We start from the raw sequence: 14,802 nt of genomic DNA, 5'->3' as shown, positions 1-14,802 counted from the left end.
ATGAGTGAAAAAAACCCTTTGCCAGTCGCCAAGGGCCGTGCCCCGGCACTGCTGTTGCTGGTGGTCGCCAGCCTGGTGGCGCTGCCGTTGCTGCTGCCATCGGCCACCCTGGCCACTGAAATCCTGATCTTTGCCCTGGCCGCGCTGGCCTGCAACCTGTTGCTGGGCTACACCGGCCTGCTGTCGTTCGGCCAAGGCATCTTTTTTGGTGTGGGCGCCTATGGCGCGGCATTGCTGATGATCCACCTGCAGTGGGGCATGTTCGCCGCGCTGCTTGGCGCCGCTGTATTCGGCGCCTTCCTCGCGCTGCTGGTGGGGGCCCTGGCCATACGCCGCACGGGCATCTACTTCGTCATGCTGACCTTGGCCTTCAGCCAGATGGCCTACTTCCTGGCCTATACCCTCAGTGGCTGGACCGGCGGCGACAACGGCCTGCTCGACGTACCACGGCCGAACATCGAGATCGCCGGCCATGTGCTGGTCGACCTGGCCGACCCGCGGCACTTCTATGTGTTTGTCGCCGTGCTGTTCCTGCTGATCTTTGCCGGCGCCTTGCGGGTCATCCGCTCGCCGTTCGGCAGCACCTTGCTGGCCATCCGCGAGAACGAGACCCGCGCTGCTGCCATCGGCTATGACACCCGCCATTTCAAGATCCTGGTGTTCATGCTGTCGGGCGCCATCACCGGGATTGCCGGGGCGCTGTACGCCATGCTGCTGCATTTTGCGCCGCTGTCGAACATCGACCTGATGATGAGCGAGAACATTCTGATCATGACCATCGTCGGCGGTACCGGCTCGCTGTTCGGCTCGCTGCTGGGGGCCGGTGCCATCGTGCTGTTGGGCGATGTGCTGTCCGAACTGTGGCCACGCTGGCTGATGCTGCTGGGGGTGATCCTGATCCTGGTCGTGGTGTTCATGCGCGGTGGGCTGTGGGGCGGCCTTACCGAACTGGCCAAGCGCCTGCTGGCTAGCCGTGCCCCCCATGACAAACCCCAGGCCAAGACCAAGGAGACCTTGTGATGAGCGACTACCTCCTGCAAACCTGCCAGCTGGAGCTGGCATACGGGCCGTTCAAGGCGGTCGCGGGCGTGGACCTCAACGTGCGCGCCGGCACCATTCACACCGTTATCGGGCCCAACGGCGCCGGCAAGACCAGCCTGTTCCACTGCCTGACCGGTGAGCGCCAGGCCACCGCGGGCAAGATCCTGTTCAACGGCCAGGACATCATCCGCAAGCCGTCCCACGGCCGTGTAGCACTGGGCATGGCGCGTTCGTTTCAGCTCACCAGCCTGTTCCAGAACCTGTCGGTACGCGAGAACCTGCGCCTGGCGGCCCAGGGCCGCGATGGCCTGGGCGCGCTGAACTTCTGGCGTAGCGTCGAGCACAAGCGCAGCCACTGGGACACCGCCGACCAGGTACTGGAGCGCCTGCAGCTGACTGGCCGCGCCAACACCCTCGCGGGCGAGCTTTCGCACGGCCAGCAGCGGGTGCTGGAAGTGGGCATGTCCATCTGCGCCAAGCCTACCCTGCTGATGCTCGACGAACCCACTTCGGGCATGGGCATTGATGACATCCCGGTCATGACCGACCTGATCAGCGACCTGGGCCGTGACCATACCGTGCTGTTGATCGAGCACAACATGAGCATCGTCATGTCGATCAGCCAGCGCATCACGGTAATGAGCCACGGCCAGATCCTGGTCGAGGGTACCCCTGAACAGGTGCGCAACGACGAGCGCGTGCGCACTGCCTACCTTGGTGAGGCCGCCTGATGCTCAACGTCGATTCGATCCATTCCTACTACGACAAGAGCCATGTGCTCGAAGGCGTCTCGCTCAAGGTCGAGGCAGGCGAACTGGTCACACTGCTTGGGCGCAACGGTGCCGGCAAGACCACCACCTTGCGCAGCATTCTTGGCATCGTTCGCCCTCGACAGGGGCAGATCAGCTTCAACGGCCAACAGTTGGTCGGCCGCGAAATCTTCGACATTGCCCGGCTGGGCATTGCCCTGGTGCCAGAGCACCGCGGCATTTTCCGCCAGCTCAGTGTCGAGGAGAACCTGAAGATCGCCGTGCGCAAGACCAGCCGCTGGCAGCTGGAGGACGTGTACAGCATGTTTCCGCGGCTGAAGGAGCGGCGCCGTAACGGTGGCTTCGCGTTGTCCGGTGGCGAGCAGCAGATGCTGGCCATCGCCCGCGCCCTGCTCAACGGGCCCAAGCTGCTGATCCTTGATGAACCGACTGAAGGTCTGGCGCCGGTGATTGTCGACGAGCTGGTGAAGATTCTACGGCGCATCAAGGACGAAGGGCTGTCGATCCTGCTGGTGGAGCAGAACCTGATGGTCTGCGATGCCCTTGCAGATCGCCACTACGTGCTGGAGCAGGGTCGGGTTGCCTACCAGGGCAGTGCGGCGCAGTTCCGTGAGGACCCGAGTATCAAGAACCGTTATCTGGCCCTGAGTGCCTGATTCATACCTGCTTTTCTGTACCGGCCTCTTCTGAGGACTACGCAGGACCTGTGGGAGCGGGCAAGCCCGCGAAGAGGCCGGTACCAGCAACCCGATACTTTCAGGAGAGATGAACCATGAACACCCGCATCGATCCCCCGCAGCACCTGCTTGCCCAGGGCCCACTGGTCAGCCGCGAACGCCTCTGGCAATCGCTGATGGACCTGGCCCAACTCGGCGCCACCGCCAAGGGCGGTGTGTGCCGCCTGGCCCTGACCGACCTTGACCGCCAGGCCCGCGACCTGTTCGTACGCTGGTGCGAAGAAGCCGGCTGCACCGTCAGCGTCGACGCCATCGGCAACATCTTTGCCCGCCGCCCCGGTCGCAACCCGGCCCTGCCGCCGGTCATGACTGGCAGCCACATCGACACCCAGCCCACCGGTGGCAAGTTCGATGGCTGCTACGGGGTCATGGCCGGCCTCGAAGTCATGCGCACCCTCAACGACTTGAAGCTGACCACCGAAGCCCCACTGGAAGTGGTGGTGTGGACCAATGAAGAAGGCTCGCGCTTTCCACCGTGCATGATGGGTTCTGGGGTATTCGCCGGTAAGTTCGACCTGCAGCAGACCCTGGACAAGGTCGATGACCAGGGCCTGTCGGTGGGGGCCGAGCTGCAGCGCATCGGCTATGCCGGCCCGCGCGTACCTACCGGGCATGCCGTGGGTGCCTACTTCGAAGCGCATATCGAGCAAGGCCCGATACTGGAAGACCAGCGCACGACCATCGGCGTGGTCCAGGGCTGCCTGGGGCAGAAATGGTTCGACCTGGTGCTGACCGGTGTAGAAGCACATGCAGGCCCTACCCCCATGCACTTGCGCAAGGATGCGCTGGTCGGTGCCGCCGAGGTCGTGGCTGCGGTCAACCGTGTTGCCCACGCCCACCAGCCGCATGCCTGCGGCACGGTAGGCTGCCTGACCCTGCACCCGGGCTCGCGCAACGTCATCCCCGGCCAAGTGCACATGACCATCGACCTGCGCCACCTCGACCCTGGGCACCTCGCTGCCATGGTCAGTGAAGTGCGCACGGCCATCGAAACCAGCGCAACGGCACACGGCCTTGCCTGGCAGCTCACCCCGACGGCCGACTTCCCGCCGTTGTACTTCGCCGAGCAGTGCGTGGATGCCGTGCGCCAAGGGGCGCATGCGCTGGGCCTGAGCCACATGCATATTGTCAGTGGTGCCGGCCACGATGCGATTTTCCTCGCCGAGCTGGGCCCCGCCGGGATGATATTCGTACCGTGCGAAGGCGGCATCAGCCACAACGAAATCGAAAATGCCGCGCCGCAGGACCTGGCCGATGGTTGCGACGTGTTGTTGCGCGCCATGTTCCAGGCCGCCAACCCAGGAGCCTGCTGAAATGCCTCAGAAAACCGCGATTGGCGAGTTCACCGCTGCCGAACTGCTCGAACTGTACCAGCGCCGCCAGTTGTCGCCTGTGGAGGTGGTCGACGATGTGCTGGCGCGCATTGACCAGCACAACCCGGCGGTCAACGCCTATTGCCACGTCGACGGCGAAGGCGCCCGCGCCGCTGCCCGGGCCAGCGAACAGCGCTGGCAACGGGGCGAGCCTTGTGGCCGGCTCGATGGCCTACCCGCCTCGATCAAGGACCTGACCCTGACCCGTGGCATGCCTACCCGCAAAGGGTCGCGCACCACGTCTGCGGCCGGGCCATGGGAGGTCGATGCCCCGTTCAGCGCCTTCATGCGTGAGGCCGGTGCAGTCCTGGTGGGCAAGACCACTACCCCCGAGTTCGGCTGGAAGGGCGTAACCGACAACCCGCTGTACGGCATCACCCGTAACCCCTGGAACACACGGCTGACTGCCGGTGGCTCGTCGGGTGGTGCCGCCGCCGCTGCCGCATTGAACCTGGGCGTACTGCACCAGGGCAGCGATGCCGGGGGCTCTATCCGCATACCCTGCGCCTTTACCGGCACCTTCGGCATCAAGCCAACGTTTGGCTATGTGCCGCAATGGCCGGCCAGTGCCATGACCGTACTGTCGCACCTGGGGCCGATGACGCGCACGGTGGACGACGCGGTGCTGATGCTCGACTGTGTCGCCCGCCCCGATCCACGTGACGGGCTGGCCGGTGCGCCACGACAGGCTCCGTGGCTGGGCCAGCAGCAAGACCTGAATGGTCTGCGCATCGCCTACAGTGCCAATTTTGGTTACGTGCAGGTTGACCCGCAGATCGAGGCGCTGGTTGCGCAAGCGGTACAGCGCCTGGCCCGGCTGGGTGCGCAGGTCGAAGAAGTGGACCCCGGCTTCAGCGACCCGCTGGAAACGTTCAATACCCTGTGGTTTGCAGGTGCAGCGCGGCTGGCCAGTGCGTTGAGCGATGAGCAGCGAGCGCTGCTTGACCCTGGGCTGCGCTGGATTGCCGAACAGGGGGCTCGCATCAGCCTGAGCGAATACACCCAAGCGCTGGAGGCACGGGCGGAGTTGATTGCGAAGATGAATGCCTTCCACCAGCGCTATGACGTGCTGGTTTCGCCGATGCTGCCGCTGGTGGCGTTCGAGGCCGGGCACAACGTGCCGCCTGGGTCGGGGATGGCGCAATGGATGGAATGGACGCCGTTCAGCTACCCCTTCAACCTGACCCAACAACCCGCAGCATCGGTGCCTTGCGGGTTCACCCGCGAAGGCTTGCCGGTGGGGCTTCAGGTCGTGGCCGGGCGCTTTGCCGATGATCAGGTGCTGCGGGTGTGCAAGGTGTATGAGCAGCATTACCCAAGCCGGCATCTACAGGCGCCGATTACAGGCTGATATCGCTACTGGCCTCCCCTGCCTCATCGCAGGCAAGCCAGCTCCCACAGGTACCTCGCAGGCATTGAGTCTTGCGCAATACCTGTACTGCTCTTGAGCCTTGTGCAATACCTGTACTGCCCTTGAGCCTTGTGTAATACCTGTACTGCCCTTGAGCCTTGTGTAATACCTGTACTGCCCTTGAGCCTTGTGCAATACCTGTGGGAGCTGGCTTGCCTGCGATAGGGCCGCACAGCGGCCCCGGCATTCTCAGCCCAAACGCCCCGCTGGGGCATAGGGCGCCGGGTCGATGATCGGTTCGGCACCGGTCAGCAAATCGGTGAACAGCTGGCACGAAGCCGGCGCCAGCACCAACCCGTTCCGGTAGTGCCCGCAGTTCAGCCACAACCCCGCATGCCCCGGCACCGGCCCGATATACGGAATGCCCTCAGGCGACCCCGGCCGCAGCCCGGCCCAGTGCGCCACCACGGTGGCCCCTTCCAGCTCAGGCAACAACTCCACCGCCGAAGCCTTCAGGCTCTGCAGCGCATCCCCGGTCGGGGTCTTGTCATACCCGGCATGCTCAAGCGTACTGCCCACCAGAATGTGCCCATCACGCCGCGGGATCGCATAGCGCCCCTTGGCCAGCACCATGCTCGGCAGGAAGTCTTCGGCACATTTGAACAGAATCATCTGGCCCTTCACCGGTTCCACCGGCAGCGCCAGGCCAAGCGTACGCAACAGGTCGCCACTCCAGGCGCCAGCACTGAGCACCACCTCATCCGCCGCCAGCACACCGTCGGCCGTATGCACCCCGGTCACACGCCCGCCTTGCTGGACGAAACCGGTGATCTGGCAGTGCTCGCGCAAAGTCACGTTCGGCATTGCCAGCAACGCCGCCTTCAGCGATTTCACCAGGCGCGGGTTGCGCACATTGGCCACGCCCGCCATGTAGACGGCGCGCTTGAAACCCGGGCCCAGTACTGGCACCGCGTCATAGGCTGCCGAGATATCCACCGCACGCAACGGCCGTTGTTCGCGCTCGGCCCAGGCCAGCGCTTGAGCTTCGTCATCCAGGTCCAGCCAGTACAGGCCAGTGGTGTGCACTTCGGGGTCGACACCGGTGCTGGCGAACAAGCGTTCGCCCAACTGTGGATAAAAGTCCTGTGACCAGTGCGCCAGGGCGGTCACTGCCGGGCTGTAGCGCCACGGGTACAGCGGCGAAACGATGCCGCCACCGGCCCACGATGACTCACGGCCGACCTCGCCCTGATCGCACACCACCACATGGCCGACCTTGGCCGCCAGGTTGAACGCCGTCAACAGGCCGATCACCCCGCCGCCAACCACCACTACTTGCTTGCTCATCTGTCGATCCAACACCTGAAGTAAAACCGCGATGCGCCGGGCACCATTCAACCTTCAGCTCCCCCAGCAGTGCGTGCTGTGCCCAACGGCACCCGGGTTGCGCTGCACCCCTGCCTGGTCCAGCTGGAAGTCGCCACAGCCATCCTGCGCCATCAGCCCATGCGGCAAGCGCCGCGCGCGCAGCGTGAAGGTGTCGCTGTCGCGTTGCGCCTGCAGGCTGTAATGGCGGGTGCCGCCGGGCAGCGCCGGGTCGCCCTCGGCGTATTGGCCGGTGCGTACGCGGTGGCGCTCCAGGCGCAGGGCGGCATCGTGCAGCAGGCCAACCACTTCGCTGCGCGCGGCTCGCCGAAGCTGGTCGCTGTAACTGGGGTAGGCAATGGCTGCCAGAATGCCGGTCACGGCCAGGACAATCAACAACTCCATCAGGCTCAAACCTTGCTGCATGTCAGTCTCCTCTCAGTCTCTGTCGCCAGGTGATGCGCTGGAATGTGCCGTCGGCTGCGGCGTAGACCGCCTCCAGTACATGCCTGGATTGGCTTCGCTTGCTGACGGCAGTAATGCGCAACAGGGTGACCGCCTGCCCTTCGGGCACGTGGGCAGCGCGCTGACTGATGCCCAGGTTTTGTAGCTGGAAATAGCCGGTCGGAGTGGCTTGCCACTGGCCAGCCAGGTCGTGTGGCTGTGGTGGCGGCAGGCAGGCATTGCACGAGGGCGGCGGCGGGCCCTGTTCCAGCTTGCGCACCCCGGCCTGCAAGGCGGCCTCGGCCTCTTCCAGTGCGTGCAGGCCATCGCTCAGGTAACCATTCATACGCGTTTCGACCAGCGCGTCGCGCAGCGCCGATGCGGCCAGCAGACCGAGCAGCAGGCTCAGGACCAAGGCCAACAGCAGCACCACACCCCGCTGGCGGCTCATGAAGCCGGTACCGGGTTGCGCAATGCCACGCTCAACGCGTGGTGCTGCTCAAGTTGCAGCGTGGGCTCATACAAGGTCAGCTGAATATCCACCCGCTCACCGGCAACCTGCACGATGCGCAGCTCCCGCACATGCTCGACCAGCGGCTGAGTGTTGCCCCGGCGCTTGAAATACAGCCTGCCGCCGCTGTGCGCATAATGGTGATGGCTGATGGGCACCGCCATCTGTGTGGCGCTAGCCTGTGCCCGGCGGCTCAGCACCTTGACCTCGTCGATACAGTTGGTCAGCAAGGTCCAATCCGGGTCGCCGGTATGCCCCGGCAACTCGGCGACCATCAGGCTCAAGCTGGACGGCCCCAGCTCCATTGGCCGGGCGAAGCCAGGCGGCACAGCCTGGGCCGGAAAGTCGCCAGGTTTCAGGCGCAAACAGCCAAACATGCCCGCCATGCGAATATCCTGGGCCATGCGCAGCAGCGCCTGGCGCGCCTCCCCTTGCATGCGCAGCGCGGCGCCTTGCAGCCGCCAGGCTTGGTGCACGGAGGCGAACAGCTGGCTGGCCGCCACCAGCACCATCAACCCGATGGTCAGCGCCAGCAGCAACTCAAGCAAACCAGCACCCGTTTGCCGGCGCCTCATCGCCGTGCCCTTTCAAGCTCACTGTGTGCCGCCATTGCCGCCTGCCCATCGCGGCGCGCACTGTCTGTGGCTTGCAAGGCCTGCAGTTGCAGCCCCGCAGCGGCGAACATGCCCACGGCCACGACCACCACCGCCAACAACACCTCCAGCAGCGTCATGCCCTTTTGCCATGCGTGCATCCCTGCACCTCCTGCGATTTTTCCCGCTATAGCCTTCAACTTGAGCGACTGGACCTCCTGCCCAGCCACCGAGAAGCTATTAGCGAAGCACTTCCTGGGAGCAATGCACGGTGAAGCAACGTGGGGTAACACTGATACAGATGTTGTCGGCCTTGGCTGTGGCGACGTTGCTGACGCAGATCGGCCTACCGGCCTACGCCAGGATGAGCGATGACCTGCAGCGGGCGGCGGTGGCGCGCGACTTGGCCCAGGCACTGCGTAGCGCCCGTAGCCACGCGCTGTTGCAGGGGCAACCGGTGCTAGTGCAGGCGCTGGATGGCAATTGGGGAAATGGTTGGCGTGTAGCCCTGGAGCACAACCGGCAGGTACTGCGTGAGCAGCGCCTGGCCAGGCCGCTGGTAATCGTCGGCAACAGCGACGAACAGTTCAAGTTCAGTGCCCTGGGTGTGCCAATGAAGCTGGGCAACGGCTGGTTCGCCATCACCCTGGAGGTGTGCGAGCGCTCGGCGGCCAGCAGCCGCCACCAAGTGGTGATGGCCTCTTCAGGGAGGGTCAACTTGCTGGCTGAGCACCGCGACAATCAGCGCTGCCCCGGCTAACGCGCTTATCGAGCAGCCTTGCGTCGCGCAAGGCCGCTCGTGCACCTAAGCCCTGGCCGGTCAGATCAGCGAGCGAACCCGCAGCTCTTTGGGCATCGAGAACGTGATGTTCTCTTCCCGCCCATCCAGCTCTTCAGCGCCGGTAGCACCCCAGGCCTTGAGCTGTTCGATCACACCACGCACCAGCACTTCCGGGGCCGACGCACCGGCGGTGATGCCGATACGCGCAGCCTGGTCGAACCAGCCGCGTTGCAGGTCCTCGGCGCCATCGATCAGGTAGGCCGGGGTGCCCATGCGCTCGGCCAGCTCGCGCAGCCGGTTGGAGTTGGAGCTGTTCGGGCTGCCAACCACCAGCACTACGTCACTTTCATCGGCCAGTTGCTTGACGGCGTCCTGGCGGTTTTGCGTGGCGTAGCAAATGTCGTCCTTGCGCGGGCCACCAATGTTCGGGAAGCGCGCACGCAGGGCGTCGATCACACGGCTGGTGTCATCCATCGACAGGGTGGTCTGGGTGACGAAAGCCAGGTGGTCCGGGTCGCGCACCTGCAGCTTGGCCACGTCTTCCTCGTCTTCGACAAGGTAGATGGCGCCACCGTTGCTGGGGTCGTACTGGCCCATGGTGCCTTCGACTTCCGGGTGCCCTTCGTGGCCGATGAGAATGCACTCACGGCCATCGCGGCTGTACTTGGCGACTTCGATATGCACCTTGGTCACCAGTGGGCAAGTGGCATCGAACACTTTCAGGCCACGGCCAGCAGCTTCCTGGCGCACGGCCTGGGAAACACCGTGGGCACTGAAGATGACGATGACATCATCCGGCACCTGGTCCAGCTCTTCGACGAAGACGGCGCCACGGTTGCGCAGGTCTTCGACGACGAACTTGTTGTGCACCACTTCATGGCGCACGTAGATCGGCGGGCCGAAGACTTCCAGCGCGCGGTTGACGATCTCGATCGCCCGGTCGACCCCCGCGCAGAAGCCGCGAGGGTTGGCGAGTTTGATTTGCATGCTCGGCTCCAGGCTTACAGGGCCTTCACCTCGAGGATCTCTACCTCGAAGGTCAGGGTCTTGCCAGCCAGTGGGTGATTGAAGTCGATGGTCACCTGGTTGTCGTCGAACGCTTTGACCACACCTGGCAGTTCGGCGTTGGCGGCGTCGTTGAAGATGATCAACAGCCCATCGGACAGCTCCATGCCTTCAAAGTTGGACCGCGGCATGATTTGCACGTTTTGCGGGTTGGGCTGGCCGAAGGCATTTTCTGGTGCAACCTGCAGCGTACGCTTGTCACCGGCCTTGAAGCCGAACAGGGCGTTCTCGAAGCCCGGCAACAGGTTGCCATCGCCGACCTTGAAGGTTGCCGGGGCCTTGTCGAACGTGCTGTCTACGGTGTCGCCGTTTTCCAGGTGCAGCGCGAAGTGCAGGGTGACTTCGGTGTTCTGGCCGATACGGGTGTCAGTCATGGACCGGATCCTCGGACTTCTTGCTCTTGAACATATCCAGCGCCAGCATTATCGCACCAACGGTGATGGCGCTGTCGGCCACGTTGAAGGCCGGGAAGTAGTGGCGGTTCTGCCAGTGCACCAGAATGAAGTCGACCACATGGCCCAGTACGATGCGATCGTACAGGTTGCCGATCGCCCCACCGAGCACCAGCGCCAGCGCCACGGCCAGCCAGGTTTCATTACGCCCCAGGCGCTTGAGCCACACCACCAACACTGCGCTGACCACCACGGCGATCAGGGCGAACAACCAGCGCTGCCAGCCGGCGCCGTCGGCCAGGAAGCTGAACGCGGCGCCGGTGTTGTAGGCCAGGGTCCAGCTGAAGTAGTCAGGTATGACGACGATCTGCTGGTACATGGTCAGGGCGTTGTTGAAATACAGCTTGGTGGCCTGGTCGATGACCAGGACCAGCAAGCTCAGCCACAGCCATGCGAGGCGCCCGAAGCGGCCCGCTGCAGGGTTAGGCATAGTGGCGCACCTCACCCGAGCCGGTCAGGTTGTCGACGCAACGGCTGCAGATTTCCGGGTGCTCCGGGTGGCTGCCAACGTCGGCACGGAAGTGCCAGCAACGGCCGCACTTGGCGTGGCCGGACTTGACCACCTGCAGTTTCAGGCCCTCGACTTCGGTGCCAACCGCTTCGGCAGGCGCCTGGGCAAATGGCACCACGCTGGCAGCGGAGGTGATCAGCACAAAGCGCAGCTCGTCGCCCAGCTTACCCAGGTCGGCGCTCAGGGCCTCATCGGCGTACAGGGTCACTTCAGCCTGCAGGTTGCCGCCGATGACTTTGGCGGTACGCTGGTTTTCCAGCTCCTTGTTGACCGAGGCCTTCACAGCCATGACGCGGTCCCAGTAGCCACGGTCCAGCTCGGTGCCTTCCGGCAGCTCGCTCAGGCCCTGGTACCAGCCATTGAGCATGACCGACTCGTTGCGCTCGCCCGGCAGGTACTGCCAGATTTCGTCGGCGGTGAACGCCAGGATCGGTGCAATCCAGCGCACCAGCGCTTCGCTGATGTGATACAGCGCAGTCTGGCAGGAACGGCGGGCGACACTGTTGGCGCCGGTGGTGTACTGGCGGTCCTTGATGATGTCGAGGTAGAAGCCGCCCAGCTCCTGCACGCAGAAGTTGTGCACCTTGGAGTACACGTTCCAGAAACGGTACTCGCTGTAGTGCTCTTCGAGTTCGCGTTGCAGCAACAAGGTGCGGTCCACGGCCCAGCGGTCCAGCGCCAGCATGTCTTGCGGGGCCAGCAGGTCGCGGGCCGGGTCGAAACCGGACAGGTTCGAGAGCAGGAAGCGTGCGGTATTGCGGATACGCCGGTAGGCGTCGGCGCTGCGCTGCAGGATCTGCTCGGAAACGGCCATTTCACCGGAATAGTCGGTAGCCGAAACCCACAGGCGCAGGATGTCGGCGCCCAAGGTGTTGTTGACTTTCTCCGGCTCGATGGTGTTGCCCAGCGACTTGGACATCTTGCGGCCGTTTTCGTCCACGGTGAAGCCGTGGGTCAGCAGCTCGCGGTACGGCGCATGGTTGTCGATGGCGCAACCGGTCAGCAAGGACGAGTGGAACCAGCCGCGGTGCTGGTCGGAGCCTTCCAGGTACAGGTCGGCGCGCGGGCCGGTGGCGTGGCCGATGTTGTGGGAGCCACGCAGCACGTGCCAGTGGGTGGTGCCCGAATCGAACCACACGTCGAGGGTGTCGGCGATCTTGTCGTACTGCTCGGCTTCAGCGCCCAGCAGTTCGGCAGCGTCCAGCTTGAACCAGGCTTCGATGCCCTGCTGCTCGACGCGCTTGGCCACTTCTTCCATCAGTTCGACGGTGCGCGGGTGCAGCTCGCCGGTCTGCTTGTGCAGGAAGAACGGAATCGGTACGCCCCAGTTGCGCTGACGCGAAATGCACCAGTCTGGGCGGTTGGCGATCATCGCGTGCAGGCGTGCCTGGCCCCAGGCCGGAACGAACTTGGTTTGCTCGATGGCTTTCAGCGCACGCTCACGCAGCGGCTCGCCGGTAGTCGGCTGCTGGTCCATACCCACGAACCACTGCGCGGTAGCGCGGTAGATCAGTGGGGTTTTATGGCGCCAGCAGTGCATATAGCTGTGGCTGATGGTTTCGGTGTGCATCAGCGCACCGACTTCACCGAGTTTCTCGACGATGGCCGGGTTGGCCTTCCAGATGAACTGGCCGCCGAACAATGGCAGCGACTCGACATACACACCGTTGCTCTGCACCGGGGTAAGGATGTCATCGTTGACCATGCCGTAACGCTTGCAGGTGACGAAGTCGTCTTCACCGTAGGCTGGCGCGGAGTGCACCACCCCGGTACCGGCGCCCAGCTCGACGTAGTCTGCCAGGTACACCGGCGACAGGCGGTCGTAGAGCGGGTGACGGAAGTTGACCAGCTCCAGCGCCGCGCCTTGGGCGGTAGCGATGACCGAGCCTTCCAGGTTGTAACGCTTGAGGCACGACTCGACCAGTTCTTCAGCCAGCACCAGCAGGCGCTCACCGGTGTCGACCAGGGCGTAGGTGAACTCGGGATGGATGTTCAACGCCTGGTTGGCTGGAATGGTCCACGGGGTGGTAGTCCAGATCACGATGGCGGCAGGCTTGGCCAGCGACGCCAGGCCGAAGGCGGCAGCCAGCTTGGCTTCGTCGGCAACCGGGAAGGCCACGTCGATGGTCTGCGATTTTTTATCGGCGTACTCGACTTCCGCCTCAGCCAGCGCCGAACCGCAGTCGAAGCACCAGTTCACCGGTTTCAGGCCCTTGAACACGAAACCTTGCTTGACCATTTCGGCCAGGGCACGGATTTCACCCGCCTCGTTGGCGAAGTTCATGGTCTTGTACGGGTTGTCCCAGTCACCCAGCACGCCCAGGCGAATGAACTCGGTCTTCTGCCCTTCGATCTGCTCCGCAGCATACTCGCGGCACAGCTCGCGGGTGCGGTCGGCCGACAGGTGCTTGCCGTGGGTAACCTCGACCTTGTGCTCGATCGGCAGGCCATGGCAGTCCCAACCCGGCACGTACGGCGCGTCGAAACCGGCCAGGGTCTTGGAACGGACGATCATGTCCTTGAGAATTTTGTTCAGCGCATGACCGATGTGAATCTTGCCGTTGGCATAGGGCGGGCCGTCGTGCAGGACGAACTTTGGACGATCCTTGCCAATTTCGCGCAGCTTCTGGTACAGGCCAATGCTGTCCCAGCGCTGCAGGATCTGCGGTTCGCGCTGAGGCAGGCCGGCCTTCATGGGGAAGGCGGTGTCCGGAAGGTTAAGCGTGGCTTTGTAGTCGGTCATTTCAGGCTCTTCGTTAGCGGTTGAGCGTGCCAATGTGCACGTGCGGCGGCGATATCCGCATCGATCGCCGACTTCAGCGCCTCCAGGGAGGCGAATCGCTGCTCTTCACGCAGCTTGTGGTGGAACTCCACCGTAAGGCGCCGGCCGTAAAGGTCGCCGGCATAGTCCAGCAGATGAATTTCCAGGTGCGGGCGCCCATCACCGGCAACGGTGGGGCGCACGCCAATGTTGCCGACACCCGGCCAGGCCTTGCCGTCGATTTCGATGCTGGCCAGGTAGACCCCGGACAGCGGTACGCGGCGGCGCTTGAGCTGGATGTTGGCAGTGGGCGTGCCAAGCTGGCGAGCCAGCTTCTGGCCGTGCAACACACGGCCGGTAATGCGGTATGGGCGGCCCAGCAGGTGCTCGGCCAGCTCGAAGTTGCCGTCGGCCAAGGCCTGGCGCACTTCGGTGCTGCTGACCCGCAGGCCGTCCTGAATCACGGTGTTGGCAGCTTCGACGGTAAAGCCATATTGCTTGCCGGCCTCGACCAGGAAGGCGAAGTCGCCGGCGCGGTCGCAGCCAAAGCGGAAGTCGTCGCCCACTTCGAGGTGACGCACGCCCAGGCCATCGACCAGGATGGTCTTGACGAACGCATCGGCGCCGAGCTTGCTCAAGCGCTGGTTGAAGGCCAGGCACAGCACCCGGTCGATGCCTTCGGCGGCCAGCAGCTCGAGCTTGTCGCGCAGGCGGGCCAGGCGCGCAGGTGCGGTATCGGGCGCGAAATACTCGCGCGGTTGTGGTTCAAAGACCACCACGCAGGTCGGCAGGCCCAAGGCCTGACCGCGCTCGCGCAGGCGCGCCAGGATTGCCTGGTGGCCACGGTGAACCCCGTCGAAGTTGCCAATGGTGGCGACACAGCCCCGGTGCTCGGGGCGCAGGTTGTGAAGACCTCGAACCAGCTGCATAACGCGCTTCTTGCTCATAAAGTGGCCGATTATAACCACACCCGGGCGCCGGTGACAGGCAGCAGCGCCCAGGGGCGGCGTGGAATGCGAAAAACCGACGCCTGACCTGCAGGTAGCC

The 14,802-nt window shown here is 64.2% G+C and carries 16 protein-coding genes; 6 read left to right on the top strand and 10 right to left on the bottom strand.

All coding sequences use genetic code 11. The features are described 5' to 3' along the window. From GEV39_RS03010 to GEV39_RS02990, 5 genes are all read left to right on the top strand, one after another. Window positions 1-1,020, top strand: a complete 1,020-nt coding sequence (locus GEV39_RS03010; protein ID WP_173887518.1) for a branched-chain amino acid ABC transporter permease — start codon at window positions 1-3, stop codon at window positions 1,018-1,020. Further along, window positions 1,020-1,772 carry an ABC transporter ATP-binding protein gene (locus GEV39_RS03005; protein ID WP_173887517.1) on the top strand — a complete coding sequence of 251 codons (753 nt, stop codon included), beginning with the start codon at window positions 1,020-1,022 and terminating at the stop codon, window positions 1,770-1,772. The genes GEV39_RS03010 and GEV39_RS03005 overlap by 1 nt, the downstream gene beginning before the upstream one ends. After that, window positions 1,772-2,467 (top strand): ABC transporter ATP-binding protein, encoded by a 696-nt coding sequence (locus GEV39_RS03000; RefSeq protein ID WP_009683015.1) that lies wholly within the window; start codon window positions 1,772-1,774, stop codon window positions 2,465-2,467. Before GEV39_RS03005 ends, GEV39_RS03000 begins: the two co-directional genes overlap by 1 nt. 116 nt (window positions 2,468-2,583) lie before the next feature. Further along, window positions 2,584-3,861: a Zn-dependent hydrolase gene (locus GEV39_RS02995; RefSeq protein WP_173887516.1), complete on the top strand. Its 1,278-nt coding sequence runs from the start codon at window positions 2,584-2,586 to the stop codon at window positions 3,859-3,861. 1 nt (window position 3,862) lies between these two features. Beyond that, window positions 3,863-5,272, top strand: a complete 1,410-nt coding sequence (locus GEV39_RS02990) for an amidase (RefSeq protein ID WP_173887515.1) — start codon at window positions 3,863-3,865, stop codon at window positions 5,270-5,272. 249 nt (window positions 5,273-5,521) lie between these two features. On the opposite strand, the gene thiO is transcribed toward GEV39_RS02990, so the two are convergent. The 5 genes from thiO to GEV39_RS02965 are packed head-to-tail and all read right to left on the bottom strand — an operon-like array spanning window position 5,522 to window position 8,346. Then, a complete protein-coding gene (gene thiO / locus GEV39_RS02985) occupies window positions 5,522-6,619 on the bottom strand; it encodes a glycine oxidase ThiO (protein WP_173887514.1) in 1,098 nt (365 codons plus the stop codon). Between the two features lie 54 nt (window positions 6,620-6,673). Continuing rightward, entirely contained in the window at window positions 6,674-7,063 is a 390-nt protein-coding gene (locus tag GEV39_RS02980; protein ID WP_173887513.1) for a type IV pilin protein, read from the bottom strand. A gap of 1 nt (window position 7,064) precedes the next feature. Then, on the bottom strand, window positions 7,065-7,532 hold the full coding sequence (locus GEV39_RS02975) for a hypothetical protein (protein ID WP_125855533.1): 468 nt from the start codon (window positions 7,530-7,532) through the stop codon (window positions 7,065-7,067). Continuing rightward, window positions 7,529-8,167: a PilW family protein gene (locus GEV39_RS02970; protein WP_173887512.1), complete on the bottom strand. Its 639-nt coding sequence runs from the start codon at window positions 8,165-8,167 to the stop codon at window positions 7,529-7,531. Before GEV39_RS02970 ends, GEV39_RS02975 begins: the two co-directional genes overlap by 4 nt. Continuing rightward, entirely contained in the window at window positions 8,164-8,346 is a 183-nt protein-coding gene (locus GEV39_RS02965) for a prepilin-type N-terminal cleavage/methylation domain-containing protein (protein ID WP_009682085.1), read from the bottom strand. The genes GEV39_RS02970 and GEV39_RS02965 overlap by 4 nt, the downstream gene beginning before the upstream one ends. 110 nt (window positions 8,347-8,456) lie before the next feature. Between GEV39_RS02965 and GEV39_RS02960 the strand changes: the two genes are divergently transcribed. Continuing rightward, window positions 8,457-8,945 (top strand): GspH/FimT family pseudopilin, encoded by a 489-nt coding sequence (locus tag GEV39_RS02960; RefSeq protein WP_029886697.1) that lies wholly within the window; start codon window positions 8,457-8,459, stop codon window positions 8,943-8,945. A gap of 60 nt (window positions 8,946-9,005) precedes the next feature. On the opposite strand, the gene ispH is transcribed toward GEV39_RS02960, so the two are convergent. Genes ispH through ribF form a run of 5 tightly spaced genes read right to left on the bottom strand, consistent with a single transcriptional unit; the run spans window position 9,006 to window position 14,684 of the window. Next, window positions 9,006-9,953: a 4-hydroxy-3-methylbut-2-enyl diphosphate reductase gene (ispH, locus tag GEV39_RS02955; RefSeq protein WP_029886696.1), complete on the bottom strand. Its 948-nt coding sequence runs from the start codon at window positions 9,951-9,953 to the stop codon at window positions 9,006-9,008. Between the two features lie 14 nt (window positions 9,954-9,967). Next, window positions 9,968-10,405 (bottom strand): FKBP-type peptidyl-prolyl cis-trans isomerase, encoded by a 438-nt coding sequence (gene fkpB, locus GEV39_RS02950; RefSeq protein WP_173887511.1) that lies wholly within the window; start codon window positions 10,403-10,405, stop codon window positions 9,968-9,970. Next, the gene (lspA, locus tag GEV39_RS02945; RefSeq protein ID WP_173887510.1) at window positions 10,398-10,913 is read right to left on the bottom strand and encodes a signal peptidase II; all 516 of its coding nucleotides are present in this window, start codon (window positions 10,911-10,913) and stop codon (window positions 10,398-10,400) included. Before lspA ends, fkpB begins: the two co-directional genes overlap by 8 nt. Beyond that, the gene (gene ileS, locus GEV39_RS02940) at window positions 10,906-13,737 is read right to left on the bottom strand and encodes an isoleucine--tRNA ligase (protein WP_173887509.1); all 2,832 of its coding nucleotides are present in this window, start codon (window positions 13,735-13,737) and stop codon (window positions 10,906-10,908) included. Before ileS ends, lspA begins: the two co-directional genes overlap by 8 nt. Next, a complete protein-coding gene (ribF, locus tag GEV39_RS02935) occupies window positions 13,734-14,684 on the bottom strand; it encodes a bifunctional riboflavin kinase/FAD synthetase (RefSeq protein WP_009682081.1) in 951 nt (316 codons plus the stop codon). Before ribF ends, ileS begins: the two co-directional genes overlap by 4 nt. Window positions 14,685-14,802: the final 118 nt, after the last annotated feature.

Origin of the sequence: Pseudomonas sp. NY5710 (assembly GCF_013305665.1) — a bacterium.
Lineage (GTDB): Bacteria > Pseudomonadota > Gammaproteobacteria > Pseudomonadales > Pseudomonadaceae > Aquipseudomonas > Aquipseudomonas juntendi.
The sequence above is the reverse complement of the archived record's forward strand: the minus strand, read 5'-3'. Positions and strand labels throughout refer to the sequence as shown.

Coding starts and splice junctions, on each gene's coding strand:
- GEV39_RS03010 (WP_173887518.1), top strand. CDS start 1: ATGAGTGAAAAAAACCCTTTGCCAGTCGCCAAGGGCCGTGCCCCGGCA.
- GEV39_RS03005 (WP_173887517.1), top strand. CDS start 1,020: ATGAGCGACTACCTCCTGCAAACCTGCCAGCTGGAGCTGGCATACGGG.
- GEV39_RS03000 (WP_009683015.1), top strand. CDS start 1,772: ATGCTCAACGTCGATTCGATCCATTCCTACTACGACAAGAGCCATGTG.
- GEV39_RS02995 (WP_173887516.1), top strand. CDS start 2,584: ATGAACACCCGCATCGATCCCCCGCAGCACCTGCTTGCCCAGGGCCCA.
- GEV39_RS02990 (WP_173887515.1), top strand. CDS start 3,863: ATGCCTCAGAAAACCGCGATTGGCGAGTTCACCGCTGCCGAACTGCTC.
- thiO (WP_173887514.1), bottom strand. CDS start 6,619: ATGAGCAAGCAAGTAGTGGTGGTTGGCGGCGGGGTGATCGGCCTGTTG.
- GEV39_RS02980 (WP_173887513.1), bottom strand. CDS start 7,063: ATGCAGCAAGGTTTGAGCCTGATGGAGTTGTTGATTGTCCTGGCCGTG.
- GEV39_RS02975 (WP_125855533.1), bottom strand. CDS start 7,532: ATGAGCCGCCAGCGGGGTGTGGTGCTGCTGTTGGCCTTGGTCCTGAGC.
- GEV39_RS02970 (WP_173887512.1), bottom strand. CDS start 8,167: ATGAGGCGCCGGCAAACGGGTGCTGGTTTGCTTGAGTTGCTGCTGGCG.
- GEV39_RS02965 (WP_009682085.1), bottom strand. CDS start 8,346: ATGCACGCATGGCAAAAGGGCATGACGCTGCTGGAGGTGTTGTTGGCG.
- ispH (WP_029886696.1), bottom strand. CDS start 9,953: ATGCAAATCAAACTCGCCAACCCTCGCGGCTTCTGCGCGGGGGTCGAC.
- fkpB (WP_173887511.1), bottom strand. CDS start 10,405: ATGACTGACACCCGTATCGGCCAGAACACCGAAGTCACCCTGCACTTC.
- lspA (WP_173887510.1), bottom strand. CDS start 10,913: ATGCCTAACCCTGCAGCGGGCCGCTTCGGGCGCCTCGCATGGCTGTGG.
- ileS (WP_173887509.1), bottom strand. CDS start 13,737: ATGACCGACTACAAAGCCACGCTTAACCTTCCGGACACCGCCTTCCCC.
- ribF (WP_009682081.1), bottom strand. CDS start 14,684: ATGCAGCTGGTTCGAGGTCTTCACAACCTGCGCCCCGAGCACCGGGGC.